The following is a 20,585-nucleotide window of genomic DNA, read 5'->3' as shown; positions in this document are numbered from 1 at the left end:
GGAGAGGGGTTGGGGTGAGGGTACGGATTTCCCGAATACGACCAGGCAGCGTGCCTGCCGGCGGTTTGCTGGCTTCGGTGAGGGCGGCAGCGTGGCCGGAAATCGGCTCTTCGGCTCGGCAGACATCCTGTCTGACTCGCCGCCGCGGCACATCCCTGTGCCGCTCTCCGCCAATCCCCGGCCACGCTGCCGCTTCGGCGGCGTCGTCGCCGTGAGTTAGCTGATCTTGAGGGAGGTCAAAACGGGCGGCTTCAAGCCCCTCTCCCGTCGGGAGAGGGGTTGGGGTGAGGGTACGGTTCCCCGAATACGGTCGGGCACCTGCCTGTGGTTTGCTGGCTTCGGTGAGAGCGGCAGCGCGGCCGGAAATCGGCTCCTCGGCTCGGCAGACATCCTGTCTGACTCGCCGCCGCGGCACATCCCTGTGCCGCTCTCCGCCAATCCCCGGCCACGCTGCCGCTTTGGCGCGTCGTTGGCATGAGTTAGCTGATCGTTAGGGAAGACGGCAGGGCCGAAAATGCTCGGTTTTTTGGCCGGCAGGCAAATAGATATCTGCCTCCGCCTCAGGCAGCAAGGCAACGAGGCAACCATCAAAGGCTAGTCCGAGCAGGCCTCGCGGAAATCGCTGCTCTCCGTTCCGCCAATACAGGAACATTCGAAGAGTGGTCCGCGGGCGCCGGGGCAGGACCTTACACGACAAGGATGTCGTGTAAGAGCCCCCATGGATGGGTTCACGGCGTGTCCTGCCCCGGCGCCCGCGGGCCGCTCCACCCAAAAGATCAAGGCGCCAGCTAACCAGCTTTCCTCAACCAACGAAATCAAGGCGCCAGCAAACCGGGCGTTCCTCAATCAAAACTAAAGCGCCAGCTGATCAGCTTTGCTCAGCCAATCAACTTTCGTCAGCCAACCGGCCTTCTCAAGCCACTCGGCTTTCCCAACACGCGGGATGCAGCCCAGAACATCAGCCCGCACGCACCTGCCGCACGATTGACGCAGCCTTGGCCGAGCTTGCCTTGACCTTGTCCCACTGACCTTGCGCCAGCCAGTCCTTGGGCACCATCCACGAGCCGCCGATGCACAGCACGTTCGGCTGCGACAGGAATTCGGCGGCATTGGCTTCGCTGATGCCGCCAGTGGGGCAGAGCTTGAGCTCAGACAGCGGGCCGGCCAGGCCCTTGAGCATCTGCAGGCCGCCCACAGCGGTGGCCGGGAACAGCTTGCACACGCGGAAGCCCAAGCCCATCAGGGTCAGCAGTTCGGTTGGGGTGGCAGCGCCGGGCACGGCCGGGATCGGCGCGTCGGCCAGCAGGCGTGCCAGCGGCGCTGGCGTACCGGGCGTGACCAGGAAGTCTGCACCGGCATCCACCGACTGGCGCAGCTGCCGTTCGCTCAGCACCGTGCCGGCACCGATCACGATGTTGGGCAGTTCGCGCTTGAGCATCGCCAGCGCCTCGATCGCGACCGGCGTGCGCAGGGTCAGTTCGATGGCAGGCAGGCCGCCTTCGAGCAGCGCGTCGGCCACGCGACGCGCCTGGTCCAGCGTGTCGACGGTCACCACCGGCAGGATGCCGGCGTCGCGCAGCAGCTGTTCAGCGGTGTTTTGGGTCTGGGCAATCGTCATTGCAACTCCTGGAGACGGCGACCGCCTGGGCGATCGCAGAGAGGGAAGGGGATCAGGCGTCCTTGGACTCGTGCGGCGCCGCGGCAGCGGCCGCATCGGCGCCCAGTTCGTACTCGGCGTCGTAGCTCCACAGCGCACCGTCCGGATGGGTCGGGCCGCACGAAATCGAAATCGCGCCCTGGTCGGCCGGGCCGACGACCTGGCGGTTGATCGCAAACAGGTTACGGCCCAGGTCGTTGCCGGCCACGGCGGTGTTGGGTGCAACCTCGCGCGATGCCCATTCTTCGGCCGAAACCAGCACTTCCAGCGTGCCGGCTTCGCCGTCCAGGCGCACCATGTCGCCTTCGCGGACACGCCCGATCGGGCCGCCACGCGCGGCTTCCGGCGTCATGTGGATCGCGGCGGGGAACTTGCCCGAGGCACCGGACAAACGGCCGTCGGTGACCAGCGCCACGCGACGGCCCTGGTTCTGCAACAGGCCGAGCAACGGGGCCATTGAATGCAGCTCCGGCATACCGTTGGCACGCGGGCCCTGGTAACGCAGCACCACCACGAAGTCATGCGGCAACACGCCGGCCGCATGCAGCTTGTTGAGCACCTGCGGGGTGTCGATCACCACCGCAGGCGCTTCGATCTTGCGGTGCTGGGGCTTGACCGCCGACAGCTTGATCAGCGAGCGGCCCAGGTTGCCGCGCAGCAGGCGCAGGCCACCTTGCGATTCGAATGCATCGCTGACCGGGCGTGCCACGCTGTCATCGGCGCTGGTCGCTGTGCCGGGCACATAGATGACCTTGCCGTCCTGCAAACGCGGCTCGTTGGCATAGGCACGCATGCCGCCTTCGACCACGGTGGGCAGGTCGTCGTGCATGTAGCCGGCGTCCATCAGTTCGCGGAACACGAATGCCGTGCCGCCAGCAGCCTGGAAGCGGTTCACGTCGGCTTCGCCGTTCGGGTAGACACGGGTCAGCAGCGGCACGGTCTGCGAGATCAGATCCATGTCGTCCCAGGTCAGCACGATGCCCGCCGCACGTGCCACAGCGATCCAGTGGATGGTGTGGTTGGTGGAGCCGCCAGTGGCCATCAGGGCGACCACGGCGTTGACGATCGCGCGTTCGTCGATCAAACGACCGAACGGGCGGAAGTCCTGGCCTAGCGCGGAGATCGCCAGCGCCCGCTCGGTGCCCTCACGGGTCAGCGCATCACGCAACGGCTGTTCGGGATTGACGAACGAGGCGCCGGGCAGTTGCACGCCCATCGCTTCCAGCAACACCTGATTGGAGTTGGCGGTCCCGTAAAAGGTGCAGGTGCCGGGCGAGTGGTAGGAGGCGGATTCGGCTTCCAGCAACTCGGCACGGGTGGCTTCGCCCGCGGCATAGCGCTCACGCACTTCGGCCTTCTGCTTGTTGGGAATGCCCGGGCTCATCGGGCCGGCCGGCATGAACAACGCCGGCAGGTGGCCGAAGGCCAATGCGCCGATCAACAGGCCAGGCACGATCTTGTCGCACACGCCCAGATAGACCACCGCATCGAACATGTCGTGGCTGAGGCCGATGGCCGCGGCCTGGGCGATGTTGTCGCGCGAAAACAGCGACAGCTCCATGCCAGCACGGCCCTGGGTCACGCCGTCGCACATTGCCGGCACGCCGCCGGCGACCTGCGCGGTGGCGCCGAGCGCACGCGCGGTGTCGCGGATCATCTGCGGGTAATGCTCGAACGGCTGATGCGCCGAGAGCATGTCGTTGTAGGCGGTGATGATGCCCAGGTTCGGCGTGGCCGCGCCGCGCAGGCGCGACTTGTCGGTCGCCTCGGAGGCCGCAAAACCGTGCGCGAGATTGCCGCAACTCAGGCGGCTACGGAACGGGCCTTCACGCAGGGCGGCATCAAGGCCGGCCAGGTACGCCGCGCGCGAGGGCGCGCTGCGCTTGCGGATACGGTCGGTGACAGCTTGGATGTTCGGATGCAGGCTCATTGGCTACCGGCTATGAGAAACAGGGGGAAGGTGTTCAATGGCAGCCCGGCATCAGGCGATGCGGGCTGCCGCGGTATCACAACGTGGGCAAGTGCTTGCACGCCATCAGCATGACCAAGCCACCCACCCGAGGTCCCGACATCCACTAACTGCACCAATGCACCCGCAGGCGCGGGCCAGGCTGCTGCAGCGCGACCCGGATCGGGTATTCGCTGATGTCCTCGCCTGCCAGCGCCGCCTGCAGCACATCGAGCTTCTGCTTGCCGCGCAGCAACAGCAGGCGCGTGGGAATTGGCGCCAGCCCGGCCGGGGTCAAGGTGATGCGCAGCGGCCACTGGTTGGCACCGGGGCAGCCGGTGGCGTCCAGCGACGCGTACGGCTGCGGGCTGGCCAGGGCCTTGGGTAGATCGGTCGAGCCGGGGAATAGCGAGGCGGTATGCCCGTCGCCGCCCATGCCCATCACCGCCAGGCAGGCCGGTTCGGCATGCGTGGCCTGCAGGTTGGCGGTATGCACGCACTCGGGCAACTGCTTGCCCGGGCGCACCAACGGAATGAAGGTGGCCGCCGGTGCATGGTCCAGGAAGCTCTGCTTGACCAGCCAGGCATTGCTGTCCTGGTCCTGTGGAGAGAGCCAGCGCTCATCCACCAGGCCCACCTCGACCCGCGACCAATCCAGCGGGCGATGCGCCAGCGATTCGTACACCGGCGCCGGGGTGGTGCCGCCGGACAGCAGCATGCGCGCCTGGCCGCGGCGCGAGATTTCCTGTTCCAGCAGGTCGGCCATTTCGCTGGCCACCGCTTCGGTCCATTCGTCGAGGTCGTCGTAGCGCACCAGGCTGATGCGGTCGTTGTCCTGCAAACTCATCGCTGCTCTCCCGGCAATGCGCGTTCGGCGTCCACCGCATACGCCGCTGCACCCAGGAGGCCGGCATGCGGATGCATCACCGCCAGCGAGGGCACCCGCGACATGATTGCGGAGAAACGGCCCTTGTGTTCGAAGCGCTGGCGGAAGCCGGAATGCTGCAGCGAATCCAGCACCTTGGGCACCAGCCCGCCGGTGAGGAAGACGCCGTCCCAGGCACCCTGCATCAGCACCATGTCACCGGCGATCGCGCCGAAGATGGCGCAGAACAGATCAATGGTGCGCGAGGCACGCGGGTCGCCAGCGGCGGCACGTGCGGTGATGTCCTTGGGCTCCAGCGGGCCGGGGTCGATGCCGGCAATCTCGCTCAGCGCGCGGTGGATGTTGACCAGGCCCGGGCCGCAGATCAGGCGCTCGTTGGAGACCCGGCCGAACTGCTCGGACAGGATCTCCAGCACGCGAATCTCTTCCGGCGTGCCGGGCGGGAAGCTGACATGGCCGCCTTCGGTTTCCAGCGGAAAACAGCGGCCGTTGCGGATGATCAGGCCACCCACGCCCAGCCCGGTGCCCGGGCCGATGACGCCGTAGTTGCGCGGCAGCTCGATCGGTGCCGGGCGCCAGCTGGCGCCGCCCACCTGCACCACGTCCTGCGGGCGCAGCAGGCTGATCGCCATCGCTTGCGCGGCGAAGTCGTTGATCAGGTGCAGCGTGCTGAAGCCCAGCATGGTGGCGGTGCGCGAGCGCGAGATCACCCACGGATGGTTGGTGATGCGGGCTTCGTCGCCATCCACACGGCCGGCCACCGCGAACACGCCCTTGGTGGCCTGCACGCCAATCTGGTCCAGGTAATAGCGCGCGGCCTCGCCCAGCGAGCCGAACTCGACCACCGCGAACTCACGGCAGGTGTCGTCCAGCAGCGGTACCGAGGCATCGATGTCGGCCAGCGCGAAGCGCGCGTTGGTGCCACCGATGTCGGCAACCAGCACCGGCTTGGAAGGAGCAGTCATGCGTTGTTTCCCTGTGCGTCGGTGGCCGGGGGCAGGAACGGTGCGGCGGTCTCGGGGCCCCAGCTACCGGCCGGATACGGCTGCAGCGGCAGCTGTGCGTCCGACCAGGCATCGCTGACGCTGTCGATCCAGGCCCAGGCGGCCTTGACCTCGTCATCGCGCACGAACAGCGCCGGGTTGCCGTTGAAGGCATCCACGAACAAGCGTTCATACGCGATACGGCGGTGCAGGCCGGTGGGCACGGACAGCTCCAGTTCCAGCGGCTGCAGTTCGATCGCACCCCATTCCGGGCCGGCCAGGCTGCTCATCAGGCCCAGCTCGATGTTTTCCAGCGGCTGCAGCTGGAAGGTCAGGCGGTTGGGCACCGCGTTCTGGCGGTCCGGACGCTCGAACAACCAATGCGTCACCGGCTTGAGCGTGACCACGATGCGCGTGGAGCGCTCAGCCAGGCGCTTGCCGGTGCACAGGTGGAACGGCACGCCAGCCCAGCGCCAGTTGTCGATGTGCGCGGTGACCGCGACGAAGGTTTCCACATCGCTGCCTTCCGGCGGGTGGTAGGCCTGCGCCGGCTCGCCGTTGATGCTGCCGGCGGTGTAGCGGCCACGCACGCTGTCTTGCGCGGCGTGCTCGGCGGTCATCGGGCGCAAGGCGCGCAGCACCTTGACCTTCTCGTCGCGGATGCGGTCGGCTTCCAGCGAGGCCGGCGGCTCCATGGCCACCAGGCACAGCAACTGCAGGATATGGCTCTGCACCATGTCGCGCAGCGCGCCGGAGCGGGCGTAGTAGGCATCGCGGCCGTCCACGCCTTCGCTCTCGGCCACCAGGATCTGTACCGATTCGATGTAGGTCCGGTTCCACACCGCTTCCAGCAAGGTGTTGCCGAAGCGCAGCGCCACCAGGTTCTGCACCGCGGCCTTGCCCAGGTAGTGGTCGAGACGGAACACGCGGTCTTCGTCGATCAGTGCGCCGATCGACTGCAGGATCTCGCGGGCGCTGTCCGAATCGTGGCCGATCGGTTTTTCCAGCATCAACCGGTGCGGTGCAGCCAGCGCGCCGCCCAGGGCCAGGCCCTGGCAGGTACTGATGTACAGGCCCGGTGGAATCGCCAGATAGCTTACGCACTGGCGGCTGGCCAGTTCGCGCACGGCCTCGGCCACCGATTCGGCATTGCGCAGGTCCGCCGAGCGGTAGTCGATGCGCTGCAGCAGCGCATCGATCTGCGCGGCGGTGGCAATCGGCAGCGCCTGGGCCAGGCGCGGGCGCAGTACCTCGCGGAAGGCGTCGGTGTCGTGCTGCGACAGGGCCAACGCACGGATGCGGAAGTCCTCCGGCAACAGGCCGTCGACAAACAGGCGCAGCAGGGATGGAAAGAGATAGCGCTGGGCGAGATCGCCGGTGGCGCCGAACAGGATCAGGGTGTTGTGCATGGACCGAGTTTCAGATTCTGGAGACATCGTTATCAGCGGCTTGGCGGGAAGGCGCCGGTGATGCCGGCGGTCGGTACGTCTGTTCCTGGCGACACTTGCGTGCGCGCAGCGGGGGATGGACGCTGACGCCCAATCCCCGATTGTTGCAGCAAGTGGCGGTCAGCGGTTAGCGCTGGAGCGGTATACCTGCACCTGCGCGGCGGCATGATCGGCCTTGCGCAGGTAGAAACGCTGTCTAGATGGACGGCGTGCGTTGGTGGCGGCATGGTCCCTCCCGAGATCGATGTTGCCATGTGAAAACGATTACATGTCAGAATAAACCAATGCATTCGTTTGCAGGAGATTTCCTTGCAAGCGCTATGGCGTCACTACCATCGGGAGGGCCGAGGGTGGGGCGCACCACTCCTGTTGAGGCCGAAAGATGGCGAAAGTGCAGTTGGAAGGTGTCCGCAAGGTCTACGAGAACGGGCAGGTTGCTGTGCAAGGGGCCAGCTTCGAAGTCGCCGATGGCGAGCTGATGGTGCTGGTCGGGCCGTCCGGCTGCGGCAAGTCCACCTTGCTGCGCATGATCGCCGGGCTGGAGGACATCAGTGCGGGCACGCTGCGCATCGGCGACCGCGTGGTCAACGACGTGGCGCCGAAGGATCGCGACATCGCCATGGTGTTCCAGAGCTACGCGTTGTACCCGCACATGACCGTGGCCGAAAACCTGGCGTTCGGGCTCAAGCTGCGCGGCCATCCCAAGCAGGTGATTGCCGAGCGGGTGAACAATGCGGCCGAGTTACTGGGCTTGACGCCCATGCTCGACAAGCTACCCAAGGCGATGTCCGGCGGCCAGCGCCAGCGCGTGGCGCTGGGGCGCGCAATGGTGCGCGAGTCGGCGGTGTTCCTGCTCGATGAGCCATTGTCGAACCTGGATGCAAAGCTGCGCCACAGCGTGCGCACCGAGATCGCGCAGCTGCATCGCAAGCTCGGCACCACCATGATCTACGTCACCCACGACCAGGTCGAAGCGATGACCCTGGGCCAGCGCATCGTGGTGCTCAAGGATGGTGTGATCCAGCAGATCGACAGCCCGATGGCACTGTACGACCGCCCGGCCAACCTGTTCGTGGCCGGCTTCCTCGGCAGCCCGGCAATGAACGTGCTGCAGGGGCGGCTGGACGCGCAGGATGGCCTGCATCTGGTGATGGCCGATGGCTGGCGCGTGCCGCTGGGCGCGGCGCAGATCGATCAGCGCTGGCTGAGCCAGGAGGTCGTGGTGGGCGTGCGCCCCGAGCACCTGCAGCCGTCAGCCGACGCGCAGTTGGGATTCGATGCACGTATCGATGTCACCGAGCCGGTGGGCAATGAGATCTTCCTCAATCTCGACCGCGGCGGGCAGCCGCTGGTGATCCGCGTCACCCCGCAGGCGTTGCCGGCGGTGGGCGAGTCGCTGCGGCTGGCCTTGCGCAGCGAAGCACTGCATTTCTTCGACCCGGCCAGCGGCGAACGCCTGACGACCTCGGCCTCCTGACACTGCGCGAGTGCGCTGCCGGCCTCGTGCAGAGGTCGGCAGGTGCTGCGCATGCATTGACTCGCTTGATGCCCGGCGAACGCGAGTCCGCCGCGTGCACAGGGATGGCTGCGGCGAAATGTCGCACCACCCTGTGGAGCAGAATCGCTGCCCTTAGCGGGCCAGCCCGGGCAGGATCTGCAGCGGTCGGGCAGGGGAGGTGCCGGCGCTCAGCGTCATGCCTGCCTCAATTGCCAGCTCCAGCGGCAGCACCGCTAGCGCCACGTTCTCGGCGCAACTGACCACGCTGCCCACCTCAGCGCCGTCCAGGCGCACCGCATCGCCCGGCGCAACCGCAGCGTCGGTTTCCAGCAAATGCACCGCGCGTTTGGCTTTGCCCAGAAAATGCGTGCGCGCCACGATTTCCTGGCCCGGGTAACAGCCCTTTTTGACGCTGAACGCATGCAGCTGGTCCAACGCCAGCTGTTGCGGGGTCCACTGTTCGCGCTGCGTATCTGGCAGCCGCACCAGCCCTAGCTGCAGGTCTGCGCGACGCCATGCGGCATCCATGTTCGGCAGATCGATAGGCGCTGCCAATGTGTCCGACGCGCGCAACACCAGCGTGCGCGGCAAGGCAGGGCTGCCCATGTCCAGTTCGATCGCATCCGCAGCCACGTCGGCATGTGCCGCCTGCGCGCGTGCGGGTGCGGCGAACGCGCCTTGTGCGGTCAGCGCAATCTCGGTGATGCGCAGCTTGCGCCGGAACACGAAACGGCCGAGCTGCGCGGCGATCTCGGCCGCGTTGCCATCGGGCAACAGCATCAGCAATTGCGCATCCTCATCACGCAAGAGTGCGAAAATGGCAATCACGCGCCCCTTCGCTGTCAGCCACGCATTCCATTGCCACTGCCCAATCGCCAGTGCTTGCACGTCATTGGCAAATTGGGCATGCGCGAACGCCACTGCATCCGGACCGCTCAAGCGGACGTATTGCATGTCGTGCAGGGAGCCAAAACCATGTGGAATAAGATTCAGGTTGTCAGCCATGGAAGGGGAGGACTAAGATCGCAATGTTGTGAGACCACTATGATAGGCCATCCAACCCCCACCCCAGCGCAGGATTCCGAGACGCAGCCTTCTCCTCAGGAGCACATTCCCGAGAAGAAACCCCTGCCCAAGGAGATTGGTGGGCGCGACGGCCCTGAGCCAACGCGCTACGGCGACTGGGAAAAAAATGGACGCTGCATCGATTTTTGAGCAGCTTTTAGCCACAGCGGCCTAGTGCCGCCCAGCCGAGAAAACGAGCCCAGCGAATGGCGACCCGCGAACGTCCACTTTCCCCGCATCTTCAGGTGTATCGCTGGCAGATACAGATGGTGACCTCGATCCTGAATCGAGCCACCGGCATTGTTCTGTCCATCGGCGCCCTTGTGATTGCCGCCGCCTTGCTGACCCTCATGCTTGGCCCCGACCACTGGAATTGCTTCCGCGACATGGCGGCAGCCTGGTATGGACAGGTGTTCCTGTTCGGCTGGACCTGGTGCTTTGCCTTCCACCTGTTTGGTGGCCTGCGCCACATCCTGCAGGACTTCGGCCAGGGCTATGCCGTGCGCTCGTTCGTCAGCATCGGCTGGTTGTCGGTGATTTTGAGCTTCGTGCTGACCGCCGCCATCTGGGCGTACGTGCTGCTGTCCGGAGGTGCCGTATGAGCCGCTATAGAACCCCGTTGAAGAACGTGCGCGGCCTGGGCGCCGCCAAGACCGGCACCGAGCATTTCGTGGTGCAGCGTCTGACCGCCACCGCGCTGGTGCCGCTGTCGATCTGGTTCCTGATCTTAGTGTTGAGCCTGATCGGTGCCGACCACACAGCGGCGAGCGCCGCGGTTGCCAAGCCGTGGAACGCGATCCTGCTGGTGGGCTTCCTCATCGCCTCGTTCTGGCATGCGCAGCTCGGCATGCAGGTGGTGCTGGAGGATTACGTGCACAACTCGCTGCTCGCCCTTGCGGCGCAGACCCTCGTGCGCTTTGTCGCCGTTCTCGGTGCCATCGTCAGCGTGTTTGCCGTGGCGCGTATCGCGCTAGGCATCGCCTGAGCCAGCGACCCAACAGGAATCTATAATTCGATGTCCGCTTACAAGATTACAGAACACAAGTACGACATGGTCGTGGTGGGCGCCGGCGGCGCCGGCTTGCGCGCGACCTTCGGCCTGGCCCAGAAGGGCCTGCAGACGGTCTGCCTGACCAAGGTCTTCCCGACCCGTTCGCACACCGTGGCCGCGCAGGGTGGTATTTCCGCCGCGCTGGGCAATATGGGTGAGGACGACTGGCGGTATCACTTCTACGACACCATCAAGGGCTCCGATTGGCTGGGCGACCAGGACGCGATCGAGTACATGTGCCGTGAGGCGATCCCGGCCATCATCGAGCTCGAGCACTACGGCGTGCCGTTCTCGCGCACCGAAGAGGGCAAGATCTACCAGCGCCCGTTCGGCGGCATGACCACCAAGTACGGCGAAGGTCCGTCTGCGCAGCGCACCTGCGCCGCCGCCGACCGCACCGGTCACGCAATGCTGCATACGTTGTACCAGCAGTCGCTGGCGCACAACGCACGCTTCATGATCGAGTACTTCGCGCTCGACCTGATTTTCGACGAAGAAGGTGTGTGCCGCGGCGTGCTCGCGCTGGACATGGCCGAAGGTTCGCTGCACCTGTTCCGCGCCCACGGCGTGGTGCTGGCCACCGGCGGCTACGGCCGTGCCTACTTCAGCGCCACCTCTGCCCACACCTGTACCGGTGACGGCGGCGGCCTGGTGATGCGTGCTGGCCTGCCGATGCAGGACATGGAGTTCGTGCAATTCCATCCCACCGGTATCTACGGGGCGGGCTGCCTGATCACCGAAGGCGTGCGTGGCGAAGGCGGCATCCTGCGCAACAGCAACGGCGAGCGCTTCATGGAGCGCTATGCACCGCACTACAAGGATCTGGCCTCGCGCGACGTGGTGTCGCGTTCGATGACCATCGAGATCCGCGAAGGCCGTGGCGTTGGCGAGCACAAGGACCACATTCTGCTCGACCTGACCCACCTCGGCCCGGAAGTGATCAACGACAAGCTCCCAGGCATCGCCGAGAGCGCGCACATCTTCGCTGGCGTGGACGTGGCCAAGCAGCCGATCCCGGTGCTGCCGACGGTGCACTACAACATGGGCGGCATCCCGACCAACTACCACGGTGAGGTCGTGCGCAAGCAGGGCGACAACCCGGATGCGGTGGTGCCCGGTCTGTATGCGATCGGCGAAGCGGCTTGCGTGTCGGTACATGGCGCCAACCGTCTGGGGTCCAACTCGCTGCTGGATCTGGTGGTGTTCGGGCGTGCGGTGGCCAACCGCTGCGCGGAAACCGTCAAGACCAATCAGCCGCACAAGCCGCTGCCGTCCGATGCCTGCGACAAGGCGCTGGGCTTGCTGGACAAGTTGCGTCATGCCAATGGCTCCACGCCGACCTCGGTGATCCGCGACAACATGCAGCGCACCATGCAGTCGGACGCAGCGGTGTTCCGGACCAGCAAGACGCTGAAGGAAGGCGTCGACAAGATGGCCGAGATCTTCGCCACCTTCGAGGACGTCAAGGTATCGGACCGCTCGCTGGTCTGGAATTCGGACCTGATCGAGACCTACGAGTTGAACAACCTGCTGCTCAATGCAGTGGCGACGATCAACTCGGCCGAACAGCGCAAGGAAAGCCGTGGCGCGCACGCGCACGAGGATTTCCCGGACCGCGACGACGTCAACTGGCAGAAGCACACACTGGTCACCGTGGACGACAAGGGCCAGTGCGACTTCGAATACCGCCAGGTCCACATGTACACGCTGAGCAAGGAAGTGGACGTGGTTCCGCCGAAGCCGCGCGTCTACTGAGTGCCGATGCAGATGCCGCATTTCGCTCCTGCATCGCACCTGCCGTCCGGCCCTGAAGGGCAGGTCGGCAGCGTGGCGCCACAGTGCGAACGCGGCATGACGCACGCGCAGCGCCGGCAGTTCGCCGGCCGCTGCACTTCCGCATCGGTGGTGGCATCCATCGTCTTCAATTTCATGCGCACGCTGCGGTCTCCCATCGCACCGCGCATCGCCTGAGCCAACGAGAGCAGCTATGGCAGAGTTCACCCTCCCCAAGAATTCAAAGATCGGCAAGGGCAAGCATTACCCTGCACAAGGCGCCAAGAACAAGCGCACCTTCAAGGTCTACCGTTGGGATCCGGATGGCGACGCCAATCCGCGTACCGACAGCTATGAAATCGATCTGGACAAGTGCGGACCGATGGTCCTGGACGCGCTGATCAAGATCAAGAACGAGATCGACCCGACCCTGACCTTCCGCCGCTCCTGCCGCGAAGGCATCTGCGGTTCGTGCGCGATGAACATCGACGGCACCAATACGCTGGCCTGCACCAAGGCGATTGCCGCGTGTGGCAAGGCCGAGGTGCCGATCTATCCGCTGCCGCACATGAGCGTGATCAAGGATCTGGTGCCGGACCTGACGCATTTCTATGCGCAGTACGCCTCGATCAAACCGTGGATCCGTACCCAGACCCCGCCGCCGCCGGACCGCGAGCGCCTGCAGTCGCCGGAAGACCGCAAGAAGCTTGACGGCCTGTACGAGTGCATCCTGTGCGCGTGCTGCTCCACCAGCTGCCCGAGCTACTGGTGGAACGGCGAGCGCTACCTGGGCCCGGCGATCCTGCTGCAGGCCTACCGCTGGATCATCGACTCGCGCGATGAAGACACCGGTGCGCGCCTGGACGATCTGGAGGATCCGTTCAAGCTGTATCGCTGCCACACCATCATGAACTGCGCCCGCACCTGCCCTAAGGGGCTGAACCCGGCGCTGGCGATCGCCGAGATCAAGAAGCTGATGATGGCGCGCCGCGCCTGATCCTGGCGCTGATGTCCTGCTCAGGCAGGACGTCACCACAGCGGCACCGGCCCTCAGGTCTGGTGCCGCTGTCGTTTTCGGCCCGCTACAACGCGGGATGGAGAAAGAGATGGATGAAGACACACTGCTGAAAAAACTGCGCTGGCGTTGCCGGCGTGGCATGCGCGAGCTGGACCAATTGTTTGGCCGGTATCTGGACCGCCGATGGGCGCAGGCCCCTGCGGCTGAGCGCGCGGTTTTCCTACAGCTGCTGGATTGCGAAGACGATAAGTTGTGGCGCTGGTTCATGGGATACGAGGCTTGCCCCGATGCCGACAACGCCGCCCTTATCGCCGATATCCGCGCCATGCCGGCTTGACTGGCGCCCCTCGCGCGGGCTCGCCTGCGCGTTGAGCCTGATCACCGTTGCTGCACTGTGGGCCATTTGGCGGTCCGGCGTGCCGGTCTGGCTGGCCACGGGCTTGTCTGCGTATGGCGGTGTGATCGGCGCACGTACGATCTGGTTGCTGTTGCGCTCGCCAGTGCGGCAACTCGTTGTGCCGTGGACAGATGCGGCCGCCAGCGTGGATGGAGAACGCGTGGATGCGCTGCAGGTAACGTGGCGCGGGCCGATGGCGGTGGTGTCGTGGGCGCATCCGGGAGGCCGCCGCGTGCGGCTGCATTTCTGGCCGGACACGCTGCCAGCCGCGCAGCGACGTGAACTGCGTCTGGCCGCTCAGGCCCGTGCCATTTCGTCCCGGCGGTCGCTAGTGGCACCATAGCGTCCCTTTCCTGGTTGAACCGCATGTTCAAACCTATCCCGGTTGCCATCGGCTTGCGCTATCTCCGCGCCAAGCGACGCAATGGCTTCATCTCGTTTATTTCGATGGCGTCGATCCTCGGCATCGCCCTAGGCGTGACGGTGCTGATCACCACGCTGGCGGTGATGAGCGGTTTCCAGAAGGAAATCCGCGACCGCCTGCTGCAGATGGCCGCCCATGCCACGGTCAGCGCGGAAGGCGCGCCGATGCAGGATTGGCGTCACGCGGTCGAAGTGGCCAGCGCGGACCCGCGCATTGCCGGTGCCGCGCCCTATATCGAAACCGAATCGCTGCTGCAGGGCCCGCGCAAGCAACCGGCAATCGTGCGCGGTGTGATTCCGTCCGAAGAAGCCAAGGTCTCGGTGCTGGCCAAGAAGATGCAGCAAGGCTCGGTCGACAGCCTGACGCCGGGCTCCTACAACATCGTCATCGGCAAGGAGCTGGCGCTGTGGCTGGGTGTGGATGTCGGCGACAGCATCGTGGTGCTGCTCAGCGATACCCAAGCCACCCCATTGGGCGCGATGCCGCGGCTCAAGCGCTTCACCGTCAGCGGCATCTTCGAGGCCGGCTACAACGAGATCGATCGTGGCCTGGCCGTGGTGAACATGGAGGATCTGGCACGCGTGCTGCGCATGGATGGCGTCACCGGCGTGCGTCTGCGCCTGCACGACATGGATCAGGCGTTTACGGTGGCGCGCGATCTGGCCTTGAAATTACGTGGGCCGTATCGCGTGAGCGACTGGACCCAGGAAAACGCCAACCTCTATCACTCGTTGAAGATGGAAAAGACGGTGATGGGCATCCTGCTGTCGCTGATTGTGGCGATGGGCGCCTTCAACCTGGTGTCTTCGCAGGTGATGCTGGTAACCGACAAGCAGGCCGATATTGCGATCCTGCGCACGCTCGGGCTCTCGCCTGGCGGGGTGATGCAGGTGTTCATGGTGCAGGGCTCGTTGATCGGCTTCATGGGCACGATCATGGGGGTGATCGGCGGCATCGTGCTGACGCTCAACCTGGAGCGCATCCTGGGTGCCATCGAAGCAGTGTTCAGCGTCAAGCTGCTGCCCGAAGACGTGTATTACATCACCGGCTTGCCGACCGACATGCAGACGCAGGATGTTGTGGTGATCACCGTGGTCGCTCTGGTCATGAGCTTTTTGGCCACCTTGTATCCGGCATGGCGCGCCTCGCGCACCCAGCCCGCGGAGGCGCTGCGTTATGAGTAATGTTCCAGAGTCAGTGCTTGGAAAGACGCAGGCAGACCAGGGCGCGGCGGTGATTCGCGCCGAACGGCTGGGTAAGACCTACGCCGAAGGCAAGATGCGTACGCCGGTGTTCGATGGTCTGGATCTGTCGGTGGCGACCGGCGAAACCGTGGCGATCGTCGGCGCATCCGGTGCAGGCAAGAGCACCTTGCTGCACTTGCTCGGTGGGCTGGATATCCCGACCTCCGGCGAGGTGTATGTCGCGGGTCGGCGCATGTCTGCATTGTCCGATGGCGAGCGCGGCAAGCTGCGTAACCGCTCGCTCGGTTTCGTGTATCAGTTCCATCATCTGTTGCCGGAATTCACTGCGCTGGAAAACGTCATGATGCCGGTGCTGTTGTCCGGGCAGGATGTGTCAATCGCGCGCGGGCAGGCACTGCAGTTGCTGGAATCAGTTGGCCTGGGACACCGGGTGGAGCACAAGCCCAGCGAGCTGTCGGGTGGCGAGCGTCAGCGCTGTGCGGTGGCGCGGGCGTTGGTGAACAAGCCCGGCTGCGTGCTCGGCGATGAGCCCACCGGCAATCTCGACGACAAGACGGCTGGCACCGTGTTCGAGCTGATGCTGGAACTCAACCGCGCCCAGCGTACGAGCCTGGTGCTGGTGACGCACGATCGCAGCCTGGCGCGACGTCTCGACCGCGTCCTTGAATTGCACCAAGGCAAGTTGCGCGAACTGGCGCCTTCGGCGGTGTAAGGCCTCTTGCCGTGTTCGGTGCGCGAAGATGGTGCCGAACAATGCGGTGGTAAGCAGGCTGGCGAGACGGGCGCAGGCATTCTTGCAGGCATTGCGAGAAAAAACGCGGCTCATTGGCACCGTAGGGGCGCGCTTGCGTGCGATGTGGATTTCCTGGTAACGCCTCATCGCGCGCAAGCGCGCTCCTACGAGATCCGAGTGATCACAGCATCTGCGTACTGCGCGCGCCGCTCCGCTTTCCGTTTGAGGGGCGAACTTTGAGCGCATCGAACGATGCGCCTACGTGGCTGGACTACTCCCACGATACCGCGATTGAGGTAGACATCATTGCCGCCAGGGCGGGAATGGCTGCGCGGTTGGTGATGTCTTTTGTGCTGCATCGTGGGCTGCCTGATCGCACCGTAATTCGGCAGGCGTTGTGCGGGTTACGTTTCTGGAACACTTAGCATTTAGCACTTAGCTTCCCAAAACCCACAACCCAGCGCCGAGCACGAAGCACTCAGCACCAACCAACAATCGCCAAGCACGTGCGACGCTGTCGTCGCCACGCACGTCCGGCCACAAGCGTGTAACCGGACGTCCAGCCTTCCAATGCGTCCTGGCCTCTAAGCAGCCAGGACCTGTTCGTCAGGGAATGATTCGCTGCGCGCGCAGCCGGGTGAACAGTTCCAGGAACGCGGCACGGCTGTCGTAGAAGTCCAGAAAGCCCAATTCGCGGCTCTTGGTCATGTCGTTGACGCATTCGATCTCGCGGCCGAGGTCGGCATCGGTATGCCACCACGAGGCGAGACGGTTGACGTCCGGCTCCACCAGGCCGTGCTTCGCAGCCAGCTCCGCCCATTGCGCCGGTGCGGTGTCGCTTAGGCGTGCTTCCAGCGGTTCGGGCGTCTGCGGGCAGGGCGCCGCTTCCAGGCCGAAGAATTTCGCAATCTCGCCCCACATCCAGCGCCAGCGAAAGACATCGCCATTGACGGTATTGAACGCCTGGTTGCGCGCTGCCGGGCTCAGGCCGGCCCACGCCAGTTGCCGACCGAGCAGGCCGGCATCGGTCACATCGCTGAGGCTGTTCCATTGTGCCTGCGAGCCGGGGAACACGAACGGTTGCCCGGTGTGTTTGCACAGCGAGGCATACACCGCCAGGGTCACGCCCATGTTCATCGCGTTGCTGCCGTTGGCAATGCCAACCATGGTGTGCGAGCGGTGCACGCTCCAGCCGAAGCCGTGCTGTTCGGCATGCTGGAACAGTAGATCTTCGAGGGTGTAGTAGAAGTTCTCGCCAGGCTGGCGCGGTTCGCTTTCGCGGAACGGGGTTTCCGCCTTGCCACTGCCGTAGTTCTCGAAAGCACCCAGGTAGTGCTTGGTGCCGGTGACCAGCGCCATGTGCTGAAGCGGCGCCTCGCTCAAGCCATCGCACAGGTGTCGCATCATCGCGCCGTTGGCTTCGACGTTCTCGCGCTCGGTATCGCGGCGCGTCCAGGTGCAGAAGAACACGTGCGTGATCGGTAGCCCCTGCAGCGCAGTTTTGGTTGCCTCCGCATCGAGCAGATCGGCCGCTACCGGGATCACGCCTTCGTGCGACAGCGGGCGGCGCGCCAGGCCATAGACGGTCCAGCCGTCGGCGAGCAACACATTGGCGAGGTTGTAGCCGGAGATGCCGGTCACGCCGACGATCAGTGCAGCACCTTTACGCATGGGGGAACTCCTCGAAAACAGCGTTCACCATAGCGATGCGGCCATGAAATCAGGGCGAACGCAGGCCTGATTTCACTGCGAAATGAAGCACGTTTGTGGAACGGATCATTGCTGTGCCGCGTTTGTGCGCGGCATGCCGCGTGGCGGGTTTCGGCGCGTGTGGACGGTCGAGGCGCCAGCGGCGGCAGCGTGACGCGGATCGATCGCTGGCAGCATCCGCATCCTGCTCACCTGCGCTTGGCCGCGTGCATCGGCTCAAATGCGGAAGCGAAGGCTGTGATGCAACGCTTCGAGCGGTTGCTTTGCCTGCAAGCTCTCGCGCCATCTTCCTACCCGGCAACACGCCGAACGCTGCTGCCCGTCGTGGCAGACGATCGTTACGTTGAGCGATAGATCGGCAGCGCGCGGGCAATGGACATGGACGATGCAACGCATGCGGTGAGGCCGCTCGCTGGCGCCACCGTGGCGGTCGCAGCCGCGTTATTGCTGGGCGTGGTGGCATGTGCCTGGTCACCGGCGATGCTGCCGCGCACTGTCTACGGCAGTTGCCTGCTCACCGGCGCGGTCGGCCTTGCGGCGCTGCGCCGGTGGCCGCGGCGCTGGTTGTTGCTGAGCGCGGTGTGCGTGGCTGGATTTGGGCTGATGGGCTGGCAAGCGGCTGGAGTGCTGCGGGCGCAAGTACTGCCGGCCGATGAAGCGCGCGAATGGTTGGTGCAGGGAAGAGTGGTGGGCCTGCCCATCGCCGAGCCACGCCGCACGCGTTTCCAGCTGCGCCTGGCTGATGACCTGGCGCAGCCGCAAGCGCTGCGTGGCGCACTCCTGCAGGTAAGCTGGTACGACGACTTTGGTGCAGACACCATCGGCCCACGCGCCGCGTTGACGGCCGGCGCCACCTGGCAGCTGCGCCTGAAGTTGCGTGCGCCGCGCGGTCTGCGCAATCCGGGTGGGTTCGACGCCGAGCGACAGGCGCTGGCGCAACGCATCGCTGCAACCGGCTATGTACGCATGCCCGCTGCGGCCAGGCTGGTGACGCCGGCCAGTGGCGTGGATGCATGGCGCGAGCGCATGTCAGCGCGCATCGCGCACACCATCTCCGGGCCGGCGTCGCCTTACTTGCGTGCCTTGGCCTTGGGCGACACCCGCGGGCTCGACGATGCCGCGTGGGCGACCTTGCGTGCGACCGGGCTGAGTCACCTGATTGCGATCTCCGGCTTCCATGTCGGCCTGGTCGCCGCGTTCTGCGCGCTGCTGATCACTGGGGTGTGGCGCCTCTCGCCTGGCCTGGGAACGCGCGTGCCACGGCTGCATGCCGCTGCGGTGGCAGCGTTGCTTGGCGCCTCCTGCTATGCAGTGCTCGCCGGCCTTGCGCTACCAACGGTGCGCACCGTGTTGATGATCGCGGTGGTGGCGCTGGCCCGTGTGCTGCGTCGCCGCGCCAGCACTGCGCATATCCTGGCGCTGGCAATGTTGGCGGTGCTGCTGTGGGATCCGTTGAGCGTGTTGGTGGCCGGCTTCTGGCTCAGCTTCGCCGGGGTTGCGTGGCTGGTGTGGTGCCTGCCGGCTGACGATCGTTCAATGCTGCGCGGATTTCTGTCGGCGCAGGCGGTGGCGACCATTGGCCTGTTACCGTTGACGGTCAGCCTGTTCGGGCAGGCGTCGCTGGTGGGGCCGCTGGCCAATCTGGTTGCGATCCCGTGGTGGACCTTCGTGGTGGTGCCGCTGGCCTTGCTTGGCACCGCGCTGGAAGCGGCCTGGCCGGGTGCGGGCGTCTGGGCCTGGCAACTGGCCGGCTGGTGTTTCGAGCTGACCTGGCCCGCATTCGTCTGGCTTGGGCGCACCCAGGTGGCGTTGTGGTGGGTGCCCGAATCCGACGCCATTGCGCTCGTCGCTGCGCTGGTCGGCGCATTCTGGCTGCTGATGCCTCGGGGAACGCCGGCCAAATCAGTGGCGTTGCTGTTGTGGCTGCCGCTGCTGTGGCCGGACCGTGCCCTGCCCGAAGCCGGCGAGGCCGATCTGCAGGTGCTCGATGTCGGGCAGGGTCTGGCAGTGCTGGTGCGGACCCAGCGGCACGCCTTGCTGTTCGATACCGGCCCGGCGGTCCGCGATGGATTCGACGCCGGCGAACGGGTGGTGCTGCCGGCGTTGCGGGCGTTGGGGCTCCGGCGGCTGGACGCCATCGTGCTCAGCCACGCCGATGCCGATCACGCCGGCGGCTACGCTGCGGTGCGCGCCGGAATGCCGGTGGCCGATACCCTCGCGCCATCTGGCGCGCCGCTGGATGTGCGCCGCCGCTGCCAGGCCGGGCAGCGCTGGGAGTGGGAGGGCGTCCGGTTTCGTTTCCTGCATCCCACCGCGGGCTTTCCCTACCTGCGCAACCAGTCCAGCTGCGTGCTGCTGGTGGAGACGCGCTACGGGCGTGCGCTGCTGCCAGGCGACATCGACAGCATCGTCGAACACCGCCTGCTGCATGCAGGGCAGGCGCAGCTGCGCGCCGATGTGGTGGTGGTGCCGCATCACGGCAGCGCCGATGGCTCGCATGCCGGCTTCGTGGCGGCCACCGCGGCGCGGCTGGCGCTGGTGTCCTCCGGGCATGGCAATCGCTTTGGCCACCCACGCGCAGATACCGTGCAGCGCTGGCAGGGCGCCGGTGCCGAGGTGCTGGATACCGCCGAGACCGGTGCGGTGCGGGTCTGGCTGGGCCGCGGGGGGCTGCAGGTTCGCGAGCGTCGCCGCTGGCAGCCACGGCTCTGGGATGCTGCGGAACGGCGGCGGTCGGCTGCTATCCTATCGGCCAGCGAATAGGCGGCCGCGTTGCCGGAGGAATCGAA

Annotated in this window: 19 protein-coding genes; 12 read left to right on the top strand and 7 right to left on the bottom strand. The window is 65.6% G+C overall.

Annotated elements, in window-relative coordinates; all coding sequences use genetic code 11:
* Nucleotides 1–958: 958 nt before the first annotated feature.
* From XCC_RS11165 to zwf, 5 genes are all read right to left on the bottom strand, one after another.
* Complete coding sequence (locus XCC_RS11165) at nt 959–1,618, bottom strand: bifunctional 4-hydroxy-2-oxoglutarate aldolase/2-dehydro-3-deoxy-phosphogluconate aldolase (RefSeq protein ID WP_011037291.1); 660 nt, start codon at nt 1,616–1,618, stop codon at nt 959–961.
* A 52-nt stretch (nt 1,619–1,670) separates the two neighbouring features.
* The gene (gene edd / locus XCC_RS11160) at nt 1,671–3,587 is read right to left on the bottom strand and encodes a phosphogluconate dehydratase (protein ID WP_011037290.1); all 1,917 of its coding nucleotides are present in this window, start codon (nt 3,585–3,587) and stop codon (nt 1,671–1,673) included.
* A 145-nt stretch (nt 3,588–3,732) separates the two neighbouring features.
* Nucleotides 3,733–4,452: a 6-phosphogluconolactonase gene (gene pgl, locus XCC_RS11155; protein ID WP_011037289.1), complete on the bottom strand. Its 720-nt coding sequence runs from the start codon at nt 4,450–4,452 to the stop codon at nt 3,733–3,735.
* Nucleotides 4,449–5,456 (bottom strand): glucokinase, encoded by a 1,008-nt coding sequence (glk, locus tag XCC_RS11150; RefSeq protein ID WP_011037288.1) that lies wholly within the window; start codon nt 5,454–5,456, stop codon nt 4,449–4,451. The genes pgl and glk overlap by 4 nt, the downstream gene beginning before the upstream one ends.
* The gene (gene zwf / locus XCC_RS11145; RefSeq protein WP_011037287.1) at nt 5,453–6,883 is read right to left on the bottom strand and encodes a glucose-6-phosphate dehydrogenase; all 1,431 of its coding nucleotides are present in this window, start codon (nt 6,881–6,883) and stop codon (nt 5,453–5,455) included. The genes glk and zwf overlap by 4 nt, the downstream gene beginning before the upstream one ends.
* 421 nt (nt 6,884–7,304) lie before the next feature.
* Here zwf and XCC_RS11140 point away from each other — a divergent pair, with 421 nt between their 5' ends.
* Nucleotides 7,305–8,399 carry an ABC transporter ATP-binding protein gene (locus XCC_RS11140; RefSeq protein WP_011037286.1) on the top strand — a complete coding sequence of 365 codons (1,095 nt, stop codon included), beginning with the start codon at nt 7,305–7,307 and terminating at the stop codon, nt 8,397–8,399.
* Between the two features lie 153 nt (nt 8,400–8,552).
* Here XCC_RS11140 and XCC_RS11135 read toward each other — a convergent pair whose 3' ends face one another.
* Nucleotides 8,553–9,425 carry a YgfZ/GcvT domain-containing protein gene (locus tag XCC_RS11135; protein ID WP_011037285.1) on the bottom strand — a complete coding sequence of 291 codons (873 nt, stop codon included), beginning with the start codon at nt 9,423–9,425 and terminating at the stop codon, nt 8,553–8,555.
* Between XCC_RS11135 and XCC_RS22675 the strand changes: the two genes are divergently transcribed.
* The 10 genes from XCC_RS22675 to lolD all read left to right on the top strand — a co-directional run bounded on the left by XCC_RS22675 (nt 9,327) and on the right by lolD (nt 16,065).
* On the top strand, nt 9,327–9,635 hold the full coding sequence (locus XCC_RS22675; RefSeq protein WP_309545227.1) for a DUF1674 domain-containing protein: 309 nt from the start codon (nt 9,327–9,329) through the stop codon (nt 9,633–9,635). The two genes, XCC_RS11135 and XCC_RS22675, sit on opposite strands and share 99 nt — an antisense overlap.
* Before the next feature lie 56 nt (nt 9,636–9,691).
* Nucleotides 9,692–10,087, top strand: a complete 396-nt coding sequence (sdhC, locus tag XCC_RS11125) for a succinate dehydrogenase, cytochrome b556 subunit (RefSeq protein WP_011037283.1) — start codon at nt 9,692–9,694, stop codon at nt 10,085–10,087.
* Nucleotides 10,084–10,470, top strand: a complete 387-nt coding sequence (gene sdhD / locus XCC_RS11120) for a succinate dehydrogenase, hydrophobic membrane anchor protein (RefSeq protein WP_011037282.1) — start codon at nt 10,084–10,086, stop codon at nt 10,468–10,470. Before sdhC ends, sdhD begins: the two co-directional genes overlap by 4 nt.
* A gap of 30 nt (nt 10,471–10,500) precedes the next feature.
* Nucleotides 10,501–12,291, top strand: a complete 1,791-nt coding sequence (gene sdhA, locus XCC_RS11115) for a succinate dehydrogenase flavoprotein subunit (protein ID WP_011037281.1) — start codon at nt 10,501–10,503, stop codon at nt 12,289–12,291.
* 6 nt (nt 12,292–12,297) lie between these two features.
* On the top strand, nt 12,298–12,507 hold the full coding sequence (locus XCC_RS11110; RefSeq protein ID WP_014507843.1) for a hypothetical protein: 210 nt from the start codon (nt 12,298–12,300) through the stop codon (nt 12,505–12,507).
* Between the two features lie 16 nt (nt 12,508–12,523).
* Nucleotides 12,524–13,306, top strand: coding sequence for a succinate dehydrogenase iron-sulfur subunit (locus XCC_RS11105; protein WP_011037280.1), 783 nt, complete (start codon nt 12,524–12,526; stop codon nt 13,304–13,306).
* A gap of 109 nt (nt 13,307–13,415) precedes the next feature.
* Nucleotides 13,416–13,664 (top strand): succinate dehydrogenase assembly factor 2, encoded by a 249-nt coding sequence (locus tag XCC_RS11100; protein WP_014507842.1) that lies wholly within the window; start codon nt 13,416–13,418, stop codon nt 13,662–13,664.
* Nucleotides 13,615–14,067 carry a hypothetical protein gene (locus XCC_RS11095; protein ID WP_040941279.1) on the top strand — a complete coding sequence of 151 codons (453 nt, stop codon included), beginning with the start codon at nt 13,615–13,617 and terminating at the stop codon, nt 14,065–14,067. The genes XCC_RS11100 and XCC_RS11095 overlap by 50 nt, the downstream gene beginning before the upstream one ends.
* A 23-nt stretch (nt 14,068–14,090) precedes the next feature.
* On the top strand, nt 14,091–15,332 hold the full coding sequence (locus XCC_RS11090) for a lipoprotein-releasing ABC transporter permease subunit (protein WP_014507840.1): 1,242 nt from the start codon (nt 14,091–14,093) through the stop codon (nt 15,330–15,332).
* On the top strand, nt 15,325–16,065 hold the full coding sequence (gene lolD / locus XCC_RS11085; protein ID WP_043877748.1) for a lipoprotein-releasing ABC transporter ATP-binding protein LolD: 741 nt from the start codon (nt 15,325–15,327) through the stop codon (nt 16,063–16,065). The genes XCC_RS11090 and lolD overlap by 8 nt, the downstream gene beginning before the upstream one ends.
* 627 nt (nt 16,066–16,692) lie before the next feature.
* Here the strand turns inward: lolD and XCC_RS11080 are convergent.
* Nucleotides 16,693–17,757, bottom strand: coding sequence for an SDR family oxidoreductase (locus XCC_RS11080; protein WP_011037275.1), 1,065 nt, complete (start codon nt 17,755–17,757; stop codon nt 16,693–16,695).
* A gap of 411 nt (nt 17,758–18,168) precedes the next feature.
* Here XCC_RS11080 and XCC_RS11075 point away from each other — a divergent pair, with 411 nt between their 5' ends.
* On the top strand, nt 18,169–20,559 hold the full coding sequence (locus XCC_RS11075; protein ID WP_011037274.1) for a DNA internalization-related competence protein ComEC/Rec2: 2,391 nt from the start codon (nt 18,169–18,171) through the stop codon (nt 20,557–20,559).
* Nucleotides 20,560–20,585: the final 26 nt, after the last annotated feature.

Origin of the sequence: Xanthomonas campestris pv. campestris str. ATCC 33913 (genome assembly GCF_000007145.1) — a bacterium.
GTDB classification, from domain to species: domain Bacteria; phylum Pseudomonadota; class Gammaproteobacteria; order Xanthomonadales; family Xanthomonadaceae; genus Xanthomonas; species Xanthomonas campestris.
Note: the sequence above shows the minus strand (reverse complement) of the source record. Positions and strands in the feature narration are given on the sequence as shown.

Coding starts and splice junctions, on each gene's coding strand:
- XCC_RS11165 (WP_011037291.1), bottom strand. CDS start 1,618: ATGACGATTGCCCAGACCCAAAACACCGCTGAACAGCTGCTGCGCGAC.
- edd (WP_011037290.1), bottom strand. CDS start 3,587: ATGAGCCTGCATCCGAACATCCAAGCTGTCACCGACCGTATCCGCAAG.
- pgl (WP_011037289.1), bottom strand. CDS start 4,452: ATGAGTTTGCAGGACAACGACCGCATCAGCCTGGTGCGCTACGACGAC.
- glk (WP_011037288.1), bottom strand. CDS start 5,456: ATGACTGCTCCTTCCAAGCCGGTGCTGGTTGCCGACATCGGTGGCACC.
- zwf (WP_011037287.1), bottom strand. CDS start 6,883: ATGCACAACACCCTGATCCTGTTCGGCGCCACCGGCGATCTCGCCCAG.
- XCC_RS11140 (WP_011037286.1), top strand. CDS start 7,305: ATGGCGAAAGTGCAGTTGGAAGGTGTCCGCAAGGTCTACGAGAACGGG.
- XCC_RS22675 (WP_309545227.1), top strand. CDS start 9,327: ATGCGCGAACGCCACTGCATCCGGACCGCTCAAGCGGACGTATTGCAT.
- XCC_RS11135 (WP_011037285.1), bottom strand. CDS start 9,425: ATGGCTGACAACCTGAATCTTATTCCACATGGTTTTGGCTCCCTGCAC.
- sdhC (WP_011037283.1), top strand. CDS start 9,692: ATGGCGACCCGCGAACGTCCACTTTCCCCGCATCTTCAGGTGTATCGC.
- sdhD (WP_011037282.1), top strand. CDS start 10,084: ATGAGCCGCTATAGAACCCCGTTGAAGAACGTGCGCGGCCTGGGCGCC.
- sdhA (WP_011037281.1), top strand. CDS start 10,501: ATGTCCGCTTACAAGATTACAGAACACAAGTACGACATGGTCGTGGTG.
- XCC_RS11110 (WP_014507843.1), top strand. CDS start 12,298: ATGCAGATGCCGCATTTCGCTCCTGCATCGCACCTGCCGTCCGGCCCT.
- XCC_RS11105 (WP_011037280.1), top strand. CDS start 12,524: ATGGCAGAGTTCACCCTCCCCAAGAATTCAAAGATCGGCAAGGGCAAG.
- XCC_RS11100 (WP_014507842.1), top strand. CDS start 13,416: ATGGATGAAGACACACTGCTGAAAAAACTGCGCTGGCGTTGCCGGCGT.
- XCC_RS11095 (WP_040941279.1), top strand. CDS start 13,615: ATGCCGACAACGCCGCCCTTATCGCCGATATCCGCGCCATGCCGGCTT.
- XCC_RS11090 (WP_014507840.1), top strand. CDS start 14,091: ATGTTCAAACCTATCCCGGTTGCCATCGGCTTGCGCTATCTCCGCGCC.
- lolD (WP_043877748.1), top strand. CDS start 15,325: ATGAGTAATGTTCCAGAGTCAGTGCTTGGAAAGACGCAGGCAGACCAG.
- XCC_RS11080 (WP_011037275.1), bottom strand. CDS start 17,757: ATGCGTAAAGGTGCTGCACTGATCGTCGGCGTGACCGGCATCTCCGGC.
- XCC_RS11075 (WP_011037274.1), top strand. CDS start 18,169: ATGGACATGGACGATGCAACGCATGCGGTGAGGCCGCTCGCTGGCGCC.